Annotated in this window: 1 protein-coding gene; it reads left to right on the top strand. The window is 69.1% G+C overall.

Annotated elements, in window-relative coordinates:
• Window positions 1–207: 207 nt before the first annotated feature.
• A complete protein-coding gene (locus tag NJG22_RS18310; protein WP_253096489.1) occupies window positions 208–13,155 on the top strand; it encodes a non-ribosomal peptide synthetase in 12,948 nt (4,315 codons plus the stop codon).
• Window positions 13,156–13,415: the final 260 nt, after the last annotated feature.

The following is a 13,415-nucleotide window of genomic DNA, read 5'->3' as shown; positions in this document are numbered from 1 at the left end:
AAAGTTAATGAGTTTCGATTAATTTCGGTTCTAAGCGTCGACGCTGTGAAGCACGTCAACCTTGCCGCTTGCCACGGCCTGTTCCGGGCCTAATTTCTGCCCTGGTTTATCCGTTCCCCTGTGTACATCCGGCTGCCGAACGCTGCCCGCCTGTCATGTGCGGGGCCAGCCAGGCACGACTCACCCAGACACTGGCAGGAACATTCCATGACGGACGCCTTCGAACTCCCGCACTCGCTGGTCCAGGCCCTGGCGCAACGCGCCGCCCAGACCCCGGAGCGGATTGCCTTGCGCTTTCTCGCCGACGCGCCCGGTGAACAGGCGGTGCTCAGCTACCGGGACCTCGACCAGCGCGCCCGGGCGATTGCCGCGGCCTTGCAGGCCCGTGCCGGGTTTGGCGAGCGCGCCGTGCTGCTGTTCCCCAGCGGGCCGGACTATGTCGCGGCGTTCTTCGGCTGCCTGTACGCCGGGGTGATCGCCGTGCCGGCCTACCCACCGGAATCCTCGCGCCAGCATCATCAGGAGCGCTTGTTGTCGATCATCGCCGATGCCGAGCCGCGCCTGCTGCTGACGGTCGAAGCGCTGTGCGACGGTTTGCAGGGCCTTGACGTCCTGGCCGCGGACCACGGCCCGACGCTGCTGGCGGTGGACCGCCTGGACCCGCAGCTCGCCGCGCAATGGCGCGAGCCGTCGCTGGCGGGGCATGACATCGCCTTCCTGCAATACACCTCCGGCTCCACCGCGTTGCCCAAGGGCGTGCAGGTCAGCCACGGCAACCTGGTGGCCAACGAGCAATTGATCCGCCGCGGCTTCGGTATCGACCTCAACCCGGACGACGTGATCGTCAGCTGGTTGCCGCTGTACCACGACATGGGCCTGATCGGCGGGCTGCTGCAACCAATCTTCAGCGGTGTGCCGTGCGTGCTGATGTCGCCGGGTTATTTCCTCGCCCGGCCCCTGCGTTGGCTGCAGGCCATCAGCGAATACGGCGGCACCATCAGCGGTGGTCCTGACTTCGCCTACCGGCTGTGTAGCGAGCGGGTCAGCGAGTCGGCCCTGGCCGGGCTCGACCTGAGCCGCTGGCGCGTTGCCTACTCGGGCTCCGAGCCGATTCGCCAGGACAGCCTCGAGACCTTCGCCGCGAAGTTCGCCGCCTGTGGTTTCCAGGCCAGCAGCTTCTTCGCCAGCTATGGCCTGGCCGAGGCCACCCTGTTCGTCAGCGGCAGCCGCCGTGGCCAGGGCATCGCTGCCCTGGCGCTGGACGCCGAGGCGTTGGCCGGCAATCGCGCCGAAGCAGGCCAGGGCAGCGTGCTGATGAGTTGCGGCTATCCGCAGCCGGACCACGCGGTGCGGATCGTCGAGCCGCAGCAGCTGGCGCAGCTCGGCGACAATCAGGTCGGCGAGATCTGGGCCGCTGGCCCGAGCATCGCCCTGGGCTACTGGCGCAACCCCGAGGCCAGTGCCCGCACCTTCGTCGAGCGCGACGGCCAGACCTGGCTGCGCACCGGCGACCTGGGCTTCCTGCGCGATGGCGAGGTGTTCGTGACCGGTCGCTTGAAGGACATGCTCATCGTCCGTGGCCAGAACCTCTACCCCCAGGACCTGGAGAAAACCCTGGAGCGCGAGGTCGATGACCTGCGCAAGGGGCGGGTGGCGGTGTTCGCCGTCGACGACCAGGGCGAGGAGGGTATCGGCGTGGCGGTGGAGATCAGCCGCAACGTGCAGAAAGCGCGCCAGCCCGAAGCGCTGATCAACACCCTGCGCCGGGTAATCGCCGACGCCTGCCGCCAGGCGCCGGCGGTGGTGTTGCTGCTCAATCCGGGGGCCTTGCCCAAGACTTCCAGCGGCAAGTTGCAGCGTTCGGCGTGCCGCCTGCGCATGGAGGACGGTAGCCTCGATTGCTACGCACGCTTCCCGGCGGCTGTGCAGCCGCCGCTCGCCGCGGCCACCGGCGAAGGCTTGCAAGCCCGTATCGCCAGCCTCTGGTGCGAGCTGCTGGGCATCGAAGCGGTGGCCGCGGACGATCACTTCCTGCTGCTGGGCGGCAACTCCATCGTCGCCACCCAGGTAAGTGCGCGCCTGGGTGATGCGCTGGGTATCCCGCTGAGCCTGCGCACCTTGTTCGAAGCGCCGACCCTGGCCGAATACAGCGCCGCCGTGGCGGCCCTGCTCGCCGACGGCAGCAGCGTTGCCGGGCGCATCGAGCGCCAGGGCCGTGACCAGGCGCTGGCGCAGTCGCTGGCACAGAACCGCTTGTGGCTGCTGTGGCAGCTGGAGCCGCAATCGGCCGCCTACAACATTCCGGCGGGCCTGCACCTGCGCGGCGAGCTCGACGAGCAAGCCCTGCAGGCCAGCTTCCAGGCCCTGGTGGCGCGCCACGAGTCGCTGCGCACGGTCTTCGACGAGGTCGATGGCCAGGGGCTGCAACGCATCCTGCCGAGCCTGCCATTGACCGTGCAGCGCCTGGACCTCGAAGGCCTGGACGCCGACCAGGTGGCGGCACGCCGCGAGCAGGAAGCGCAACAACCGTTCGACCTGCGCCAGGGGCCGCTGCTGCGGGTAACCCTGGCGCGCCTGGACGACGAGCAGCACCAGCTGTGGCTGACCCTGCACCATATCGTCGCCGACGGCTGGTCGCTGAATATCCTGCTCGACGAATTCGCCCGCCTGTATGCCGCCCAAGGCCAGGCGCTGAACCTGGGCGAGCTGCCGCTGGGCTATGCCGACTACGGCCACTGGCAGCGCCAGTGGCTGGCCGACGGCGAAAGCGCGCGGCAGCTGGCGTACTGGCAAGCCAAGCTCGGCAGCGAGCTGCCGGTGCTCGACCTGTGCACCGACCAGCCGCGGGCGAGCCTGCGCGATGCCCGCGCCGCGCGCCTGAGCCTCAAGGTGCCGGCCGCGCTCGGCAGCGCCCTCAAGGACCTGGCCCGCGCGCAGCAGGCCAGCCTGTTCATGGTCCTGCTGGCCGGCTGGCAGGCGCTGTTGCACCGCTACACCGGCCAAGGCGATATCCGCGTCGGGGTACCCAACGCCAACCGCCCGCGCCTGGAAACCCAGGGCCTGGTCGGCTTCTTCATCAATACCCAGGTGCTGCGTGCCGAGCTCGATGGCCGCCTGCCGTTCGTCCAGTTGCTGAACCAGGTGCGCCAGGCCACCCTGGAGGCCCAGGCGCACCAGGACCTGCCGTTCGAGCAGTTGCTCGAGGCGCTGCCCCAGGCCCGAGAGCAGGGCCTGTTCCAGGTCATGTTCAATCACCAGCAACGCGACCTCTCGGCCCTGCGCCGGCTGCCCGGCCTGCTGGCCGAGGAGCTGCCGTGGCACAGCCGCGAGGCCAAGTTCGCGTTGCAACTGCACAGCGAGGAAGACCATCAAGGTCGCCTGACCCTGGCCTTCGACTACGCCGCTGGGCTGTTCGAGGCGGCCACCGTGCAGCGCCTGGCCGGTCACCTGCTGGCACTGCTGGAGCAGGTGTGCGCCGAGCCGCACCTTGCCCTGGGCGAGGTGCGACTGCTGGATGAACAGTGTCGCGCGCAGCTGCTGGATTGGGGCCAGGCGCCCATGGCCAACGCGCCGCAGCTGGTGGTGGAACAGCTCAACGAACAAGCCCGGCGCACGCCCGAAGCTACCGCGCTGGTGTGGGACGGCGGCCAGCTCGACTACGCCGAACTGCATCAGCAGGCCAACCGCCTGGCCCATTACCTGCGGGACAAAGGCGTTGGTCCCGACACCTGCGTGGCCATCGCCCTGGAGCGCTCGCCACAACTGCTGGTCGGCCTGTTGGCGATCCTCAAGGCCGGCGGCGCCTACGTGCCGCTCGACACCGACTACCCGGCCGAACGCCTGGCCTACATGCTCGCCGACTGCAAGGCCGGCCTGCTGCTCAGCCACAGCGACCTGCTGCAGACGCTGCCCCAGGTGGACGGCGTCAGCGTCATCGCCCTCGACCAGTTGCACCTGGACAGCTGGCCGAGCCAGGCCCCCGGCCTGCACCTGCACGGCGACAACCTGGCCTATGTGATCTACACCTCCGGTTCCACCGGCCAGCCCAAGGGCGTGGGCAACACCCATGCCGCCCTGGCCGAGCGCCTGCACTGGATGCAGCAGGCCTACGCCCTGGATGCCAGCGACGTGCTGATGCAGAAGGCGCCGATCAGCTTCGACGTGTCGGTGTGGGAGTGCTTCTGGCCACTGCTCAGTGGCTGCAAGCTGGTGCTGGCCGGCCCCGGCGAGCACCGTGACCCGCAGCGCATCGCGCAGCTGGTGCAGCAGCTTGGGGTAACCACGCTGCACTTCGTGCCGCCGTTGCTCCAGGTGTTCGTCCAGGAGCCGCAGGCTGGCGCGTGCACCAGCCTGCGCCGGCTGTTCTCAGGTGGCGAGGCGTTGTCCGCGGCGCTGCGTGATCGGGTGCTGCAACTGCTGCCCCAGGTGCAGCTGCACAACCGCTACGGCCCGACCGAGACCGCGATCAACGTCACCCACTGGCACTGCCAGGCCAGCGACGGCCAACGCTCGCCGATCGGCCGGCCGCTGGGCAATGTGCTGTGCCGGGTGCTGGACGATGAGTTCGAACTGAGCGCGCCGGGCGTGCCCGGCGAGCTGTGCCTGGGCGGCGCGGGCCTGGCCCGTGGTTACCTCGGCCGCCCGGGGCTGACCGCCGAGCGCTTCGTGCCGCAGCCCGACGGTGACGGCGCGCGGCTGTACCGCAGCGGCGACCGCGTCCGCTGGCAGGTGGGCATTGCCGCGCTGGACTACCTCGGGCGCCTCGACCAGCAGGTGAAGGTGCGTGGTTTCCGGGTCGAGCCCGAGGAGGTCCAGGCCGTGCTGCTGGCCCAGGCCGGTGTCGAGCAGGCGCTGGTGCTGATCCACCAGGATGCCGTCGGCGCGCAGTTGCTCGGTTATTACAGCGGGGTCGAGCAGACTGCCGCGTTGCTGGCCACCCTGGGTGAGCGCCTGCCGGCCTACATGGTGCCGGCGCAACTGATCCACCTGGCGCAGATGCCCCTGGGCCCGAGCGGCAAGGTCGAGCGCAAGGCGCTGCCGGCCCCGGTGTGGCAGCAGCGTGAGCATGTCGAGCCGCAATCGGCGCTGCAGCAGCAGGTCGCGGCGATCTGGCGCGAGGTGCTGAACCTGCCGCGCATTGGCCTGCAGGATGATTTCTTCGCCTTGGGCGGCCACTCGTTGCTGGCCACCCAGATCGTCTCGCGCACCCGCCAGGCGCTGGATGTCGAGCTGCCGCTCAAGGCGCTGTTCGAGGCCAGCGAGCTGGGCGCCTTCTGCGCCGAGGTCGAGGGCCTGCGCGATAGCGGCGCGCGCAACCTGCAAGGCGCCATCGCCCGGGTCGACCGACGCCAGGCGGTGCCGCTGTCCTACTCGCAGCAGCGTATGTGGTTCCTCTGGCAGATGGAGCCGGACAGCCCGGCCTACAACGTCGGTGGCATGGCTCGCCTGCGCGGCGCGCTGCACGTGGACGCCTTCGAGCGCGCCCTGCAGGCGCTGATCGTGCGCCACGAAACCCTGCGCACCACCTTCCCCAGCATCGACGGCAAGCCCTACCAGTGCGTGGCCGACGACAGCAACCTGCAACTGGCTTGGCACGACTTCAGCGGCATCGACGCCCAGGTGCGCGAGCAGCGCCTGCAGCAGCTGGCCGACGCCCAGGCGCACCTGCCGTTCGACCTGGAGCGCGGGCCGCTGCTGCGTGCCTGCCTGGTCAAGGCCGGCGAGCGCGAGCACTACTTCGTGCTGACCCTGCACCATATCGTCACCGAAGGCTGGGCCATGGATATCTTCGCCCGCGAACTGGGCGAGCTGTACGAGGCCTTCGTCGATGAGCGCGAGTCGCCGTTGCCGCCGCTGGCGGTGCAGTACCTGGACTACAGCCAGTGGCAGCGCCAGTGGCTCGAAGGCGGCGAGGGCGCCCGGCAACTGGCCTACTGGCAGGCGCGCCTGGGCACTGAGCACCCGGTGCTGGCGCTGCCGGCCGACCGGCCGCGCCCGGCGGTGCAGAGCCACCGTGGCGCGCTGTACCGCTTCGACCTGGAGCCGGCGCTGGTGCAGCGCGTGCATGCCTTCAACAGCCAGCACGGCCTGACCCTGTTCATGACCATGACCGCCACCCTGGCCGCGCTGCTGCACCGCTACAGTGGCCAGCGCGACCTGCGCATCGGCGCGCCGGTGGCCAACCGCATTCGCCCGGAAAGCGAGGGGCTGATCGGCGCCTTCCTCAACACCCAGGTGCTGCGCTGCGAGCTGGATGGGCAGATGAGCGGCCAAGCGCTGCTCGCGCAGGTGCGCCAGGCCATCATCGAAGGCCAGTCGCACCAGGACCTGCCGTTCGATCAGTTGGTCGAAGCCTTGCAGCCGCCACGCTCGAGTGCCTACAACCCGTTGTTCCAGGTGATGTGCAACGTGCAGCGCTGGGCCTTCCAGCAAAGTCGCAGCCTGGCCGGCATGCAGGTGGACTACCTGGTCAACGACGCCAGTGCCACCAAGTTCGACCTGTACCTGGAGGTCACCGACCTCGACGGTCGCCTGGGCTGCTGCTTCACCTACAGCCGCGACCTGTTCGACGAGCCGCGTATCGCGCGCATGGCCGGGCACTGGCAGCAGTTGCTGGTGGCCTTGCTCGACAATCCGGCGCAGCGCCTGTGCGAATTGCCGATGCTCGGCGTGGCCGAGCAGCAGCGCCTGATCGGCCAGCTCCAGGGCGCACAGGATATCGCCCTCGACCAGACCCTGCACGGCCTGTTCGCCGCCCAGGCCGAACGCACCCCTGCAGCCCTGGCATTGACCTTCGCGGGCCAGCACCTGAGCTACGCCGAGCTGAACCAGCAGGCCAACCGCCTGGCCCGCGCCTTGCGCGAGCGCGGGGTGGGCCCGCAGGTACGCGTCGGCCTGGCGCTGGAGCGCTCGCTGGAAATGGTGGTCGGCCTGTTGGCGATCCTCAAGGCCGGGGGCGCCTATGTGCCGCTGGACCCGGAATACCCGCTCGACCGCCTGCGCTACATGATCGAGGACAGCCGCCTGGGCCTGTTGCTTGCCCAGCGTGAACTGCTCGAGCGCCTGGCGCCATTGCCCGAGGGCGTGGCCCGCTGGTGCCAGGAGGACGACGCCGCGAGCCTGTCGGCCTACAGCGATGCGCCGCTGGACAACCTCAACCTGCCCGGCCACCAGGCCTACCTGATCTACACCTCCGGCTCCACCGGCAAGCCCAAGGGCGTGGTGGTCAGCCATGGCGAGATCGCCATGCACTGCCAGGCGGTGATCGCCGAGTTCGGCATGCGCAGCGACGACTGCGAGCTGCACTTCTATTCGATCAACTTCGACGCCGCCAGCGAGCGCCTACTAAGCCCCTTGCTGTGCGGTGCCCGGGTGGTGCTGCGGGCCCAGGGTCAATGGGACGCCGAGGAAATCTGCCAACTGGCGCGCAGCCAGCAGGTCAGTATTCTCGGGTTCACCCCAAGCTACGGCAGCCAGCTGGCCCAGCACCTGGCCGTGCAAGGCGAGCAGTTGCCTGTGCGCCTGGTGATCACCGGCGGCGAGGCCTTGACCGGCGAGCACCTGCAACGTATCCGCCAGGCGTTCGCCCCGCAGCAGTTGTTCAATGCCTACGGCCCGACCGAAACCGTGGTCATGCCACTGGCCTGCCTGGCCCCGGACGTGCTGCCCGACGAGGCCGGCAGCGTGCCGATCGGCCGGGTGATCGGTGCCCGTACCGCGTACATCCTCGACGAGGACCTGGCCCTGCTGCCACCCGGTGGCATCGGCGAGCTGTATGTCGGTGGCGCTGGCCTGGCCCAGGGCTACCACGAGCGCCCGGGGCTCAGTGCCGAGCGCTTCGTCGCCGACCCCTTCAGCCACACGGGTGGACGCCTGTACCGCACGGGCGACCTGGTACGGCTGTGCGCCGACGGCTTGGTGGAGTACGTCGGCCGCGCCGACCAGCAGGTGAAGATCCGCGGTTTCCGCATCGAGCTGGGTGAAATCGAGAGCTGCCTGCAAGCCCATGCCGAGGTCGACGAGGCGGTGGTCCTGGCCCTCGACCTGCCCGGTGGCAAGCAGCTGGTCGGCTACCTGGTGTGCGCCCAGGCCACGGCCGGCAGCGAGGCCCAGGCCCAGCTGCGGGAAGCGGTCAAGGCCGATGCCCGCCTGCACCTGCCCGATTACATGGTGCCGGCGCACCTGGTGCTGCTCGAGCGCCTGCCGCTGATGGGCAACGGCAAGCTCGACCGCCGCGCGCTGCCGGCCCCGGACCTTGAACAGGCGCGCCAGCACTACCAGGCGCCGGCCAGCGAGCTGGAAAACCAGTTGGCACAAGTCTGGCGCGAGGTGCTCAACGTTTCGCGCATCGGCGTGCAGGACAACTTCTTCGAACTGGGCGGCGACTCGATCCTGTCGATCCAGGTGGTCAGCCGTGCCCGCCAGCTGGGCCTGCAATTCACCCCGCGCGACCTGTTCCAGCACCAGACCATCCAGACCCTGGCGGCGGTGGTCACCCGCAGCGCGGCGCCCAGCGCCATCGAGCAGGGGCCACGCCAGGGCCGTATCGGCCTGACGCCGATCCAGCACTGGTTCTTCGACAGCGAGGTGGCGCAACCGCAGCACTGGAACCAGGCGGTGCTGCTGGAGGCCCGTCAGCCGTTGCAGGCCGAGCTGCTGGAGCAGGCCCTTGGCGCGCTGGTGGCGCACCACGACAGCTTGCGCCTGCGCTTCAGCCAGGCCAATGGCCGCTGGCAGGGCGACTACGCCCAGCCGGCCGCCCAGCCCCTGCTCTGGACCGCCACGGTCAGCGATTTTGCCGACTGCCAGGCGCTGTATACCGATGTGCAGCGCAGCCTCGACCTTGGCCAGGGGCCGCTGTTGCGCGCCTTGCTGGTGACCGACGGCCAGGGCGGGCAGCGCCTGCTGCTGGCGATCCATCACCTGGTGGTCGACGGTGTGTCCTGGCGCGTGCTGCTGGAAGACCTGCAAGCGCTGTACCGCGGTCAAGCGCTGGCGGCCAAGACCCACGCCATGGGCGACTGGGCGGCGCGCCTGGCCAGCTATGCCGGCAGCGACTCGCTGCGCGACGAGCTGAGCTGGTGGGAAAACCAACTGGGCGACGCGCGCCTCGAGCTGCCCTGCGACCATCCTCAGGGCGGCAATCTGCAGCGTCATGCCCAGAGCCTGGCCATCGAACTGGATCGCGAACAGACCCGGCAGTTGCTGCAACAGGCCCCGGCGGCCTATCACACCCAGGTCAACGACCTGCTGTTGACCGCCTTGGCGCGCACCCTGTGCCGCTGGACCGGCGGCGCCCAGGTGCTGGTGCAGCTCGAAGGCCATGGCCGCGACGGGCTGTTCGAGGACCTGGACCTGACCCGCAGCGTGGGCTGGTTCACCAATGCCTATCCGCTGAGCCTGAGCCCCGCCCAGGGTGATGACGAGGCGGCGCGGGCAGCATCGATCAAAGGCATCAAGGAGCAATTGCGCCAGGTGCCGCACAAGGGCCTGGGTTATGGCGTGCTGCGCTACCTGGCCGACCAGGCCGGACGCGAGCGCATGGCAGCCTTGCCCCAGGCGCGCATCACCTTCAACTACCTCGGCCAGTTCGACCAGCAATTCGACGCCGCGGCGTTGTTCCAGCCGCTGGATGCGCCGGCGGGCCTGGCCCATGACCCGGATGCGCCGCTGCCGAACTGGCTCAGCGTCGACGGCCAGGTGTATGGCGGGGCCTTGCAACTGCGCTGGACGTTCAGCGCCGAGCGTTTCGAGGCCTCGACCATCGCCGAGCTGGCCGAGGCTTATCGCCAGGAACTGCTGGCCCTGGTCGCTCACTGCCTGGCCGAGGGCAACGGCAGCTTCACGCCGTCGGACTTCCCGCTGGCGCAGCTGACCCAGGAGCAGATCGACGCGCTGCCGGTGCCGGCCGCCGAAATCGAGGATGTCTACCCGCTGACGCCGATGCAGGAAGGCCTGCTGCTGCACACCTTGCTGGAGCCGGGCACGGGCCTGTACTACATGCAGGACCGCTACCGGATCAACAGCGCCCTGGACCCCGAACGCTTCACCCAGGCCTGGCAGGCCGTGGTGGCGCGGCATGAGGCCTTGCGCGCCTCGTTCAGCTGGAACGCCGGCGAGGCGATGCTGCAGATCATCCACAAGCCGGGCAAGCTGGCGGTGGACTACCAGGACTGGCGCGGCCTCGACGAAGCCGCCCAGGAGCTGCGCCTGCAAGCCCTGCACAAGCAGGAGCGCGAGGCTGGCTTCGAGCTGCTGCGCGAGGCGCCGTTCCACCTGCGCCTGGTGCGGGTGGACGAGGCACGCTACTGGTTCATGATGAGCAACCATCACATCCTCATCGATGCCTGGTGCCGTTCGCTGCTGATGAACGATTTCTTCGAGCTGTACCAGGCACTGGGTGAAGGCCGCCAGGCGACGTTGCCGGTACCGCCGCGCTACCGCGACTACATCGGTTGGCTGCAACGCCAGGACCTGGCCGAGGCGCGCCAGTGGTGGCAGGACAACCTGGCCGGTTTCGAACGCGCCACGGCGATCCCCAGCGACCGACCGCTGCGCCATGAGCATGCCGGCGACGGCATGCGGGTGGGCGATTGCTACACTCGCCTCGAGGTCAGCGAAGGCGCGCGGCTGCGCGAGTTGGCCCAGGCCCATCAGCTCACCGTCAATACCTTCGCCCAGGCGGCCTGGGCCCTGACCCTGGCGCGCTACAGCGGCGAACGCGACGTGGTGTTCGGCGTCACCGTGGCCGGGCGCCCGGTGAGCCTGCCGCAGATGCAACGCACCGTCGGCCTGTTCATCAACAGCATCGCCCTGCGCGTGCAGCTGCCCCAGCCGGGTGAGCGGCGCAGCGTGCGCCAGTGGTTGCAAGGCTTGCTCGAGCGCAACATGCAGCTGCGTGAGTACGAATACCTGCCGCTGGTGGCGATCCAGGAGTGCAGCGAGCTGCCCAAGGGCCAGCCGCTGTTCGACAGCCTGTTCGTGTTCGAGAACGCCCCGGTGGAAACCGCGGTGCTCGACCATGCCCAGCATCTGAACGCCAGCTCCGACTCGGGCCGGACCCACACCAACTTCCCGCTGACCGCGGTGTGCTACCCCGGCGATGACCTGGGCCTGCACCTGTCGTTCGACCAGCGCTATTTCGACTTCCCCACCGTCGAGCGCCTGCTGGCCGAATTCAAGCGCCTGCTGCTGGCGCTGGTCGCAGGCTTCGACGGCGAGGTGGACGCGCTGCCCTTGCTCGGCGCCGAGGAGCAACGCTTCCTGCTCGAGGACTGCAACCGCAGCGCGCACCCCTATGCCCTGGAACAGAGCTACGTCGAGCTGTTCGAGGCGCGGGTCGCCGCGCATCCGCAGCGCACCGTCGCCCGTTGCCTGGAGGCGTCCTACGACTATGCCGGGCTGAACGTCGCGGCCAACCGCCTGGGGCATGCCCTGGTCGCGGCGGGCGTGGCCATCGACCAGCCGGTGGCGTTGCTGGCCGAGCGTGGCCTGGCGCTGCTGGGCATGATCGTCGGCAGCTTCAAGGCCGGCGCCGGCTACCTGCCGCTGGACCCGGGCCTGCCGGCGGCGCGCCTGCAACGCATCGTCGAGCTCAGCCGCACGCCGGTGCTGGTGTGCAGCGCCGCCTGCGCCGAGCAGGCGCGCCAGCTGCTCGATGAAGTGGCCGGCGCGGTGCGGCCGAAGTTGCTGGTGTGGGAAGAGGTGCAGGCGAGCCATGTGGCCAGTCACAACCCAGGCATCCACAGCGCGCCGGACAACCTCGCCTATGTGATCTACACCTCCGGCTCCACCGGCCTGCCCAAGGGCGTGATGGTCGAGCAGCGCGGCATGCTCAACAACCAGCTGAGCAAGGTGCCGTACCTGGCGTTGGACGAGCAGGACGTGATCGCCCAGACCGCCTCGCAGAGCTTTGACATTTCAGTGTGGCAGTTCCTCGCCGCGCCGCTGTTCGGCGCCACGGTGCAGATCGTGCCCAACGCCATCGCCCACGATCCGCAGGGCCTGCTGGCGCATGTCCAGGACACCGGTATCAGCGTGCTGGAAAGCGTGCCGTCGCTGATCCAGGGCATGCTCGCCAGCGACCACCAGGCCCTCGACGGCCTGCGCTGGATGCTGCCTACCGGCGAGGCGATGCCGCCGGAACTGGCCGCCCAGTGGCTGCAGCGCTACCCGGCCATTGGCCTGGTCAATGCCTATGGCCCGGCGGAATGCTCGGACGATGTGGCGTTCTTCCGCGTCGATGCCGCCTCGACCCAGGGCAGCTACCTGCCGATTGGCACGCCGACCGACAACAACCGCCTGTACCTGCTCGGCGAGGACCAGGCCCTGGTGCCACTGGGCGCAGTGGGCGAGCTGTGTGTCGCCGGTACGGGTGTCGGCCGTGGTTATGTGGGCGATCCGCTGCGTACTGCCCAGGCGTTCATCCCGCACCCTTACGGCGCGCCGGGTGAGCGGTTGTATCGCACTGGCGACCTGGCCCGCCGCCGACCGGATGGGGTGCTGGAGTACGTCGGGCGCATCGACCATCAGGTGAAGATCCGTGGTTATCGCATCGAGCTGGGCGAGATCGAGGCGCGCCTGCACGAGCAGCCGGAGTTGCGCGATGCCGCGGTCGGTGTGCAGGAGGGCGTCAATGGCAAGCACCTGGTTGGTTACCTGGTGGCCCACCAGGGTGTCGCCACCGATGCCGACCTGCTCGACCAGCTCAAGCACCGCCTGCGCGCCGAACTGCCGGAGTACATGGTGCCGCTGCACTGGGGCTGGTTCGACAGCCTGCCGCACAATGCCAACGGCAAGCTCGACCGCAAGGCGCTGCCGGCCATCGACATCGGTGGCCAGCACAGCCAGGCCTACCTGGCGCCGCGCAACGCGCTCGAGCAAACCCTCGCTGGCATCTGGGCCGATGTGCTCAAGGCTGAACGGGTAGGGGTGCGCGACAACTTCTTCGAGTTGGGCGGGCATTCGCTGCTGGCCACGCAGATCGCCTCGCGGGTGCAGAAGGCATTGCAGCTCAATGTGCCGCTGCGGGCGATGTTCGAGTGCAGCACCGTGGAGGAATTGGCCGGCTACGTGCAGGGGTTGCAGGACAGTGCGCTGGACGAGGACAAGGTCGATCGCCTGAGCGATCTGATGGCGGAGCTGGAGGCTTTGTAAAAGGACTGCCGTCAGGAATGCACTAGCCCTGTAGGAGCCGGCTTGCCGGCGAACACCGGCAAAGCCGGTGCCAACCACCGCGTCGCCTGGTTCGCCAGCAAGGCTGGCTCCTACGGGGCAGGGTGCGGCGCAAACCTGTAGGAGCCGGCTTGCCGGCGAACACCGGCATGGCCGGTGCCAGCCACCGCGTCGCCTGGTTCGCCAGCAAGGCTGGCTCCTACGGGGCAGGGTGCGGCGCAAACCTGTAGGAGCCGGCTTGC

Origin of the sequence: Pseudomonas sp. VA159-2, assembly GCF_024126635.1 — a bacterium.
In the GTDB taxonomy this organism is placed as follows: domain Bacteria; phylum Pseudomonadota; class Gammaproteobacteria; order Pseudomonadales; family Pseudomonadaceae; genus Aquipseudomonas; species Aquipseudomonas muyukensis.
This window is presented reverse-complemented; position numbering and strand designations above follow the sequence as displayed.

Bases quoted from the DNA above. Each gene is read 5' to 3' on its own strand.
- NJG22_RS18310 (WP_253096489.1), top strand. From the start codon at position 208: ATGACGGACGCCTTCGAACTCCCGCACTCGCTGGTCCAGGCCCTGGCG.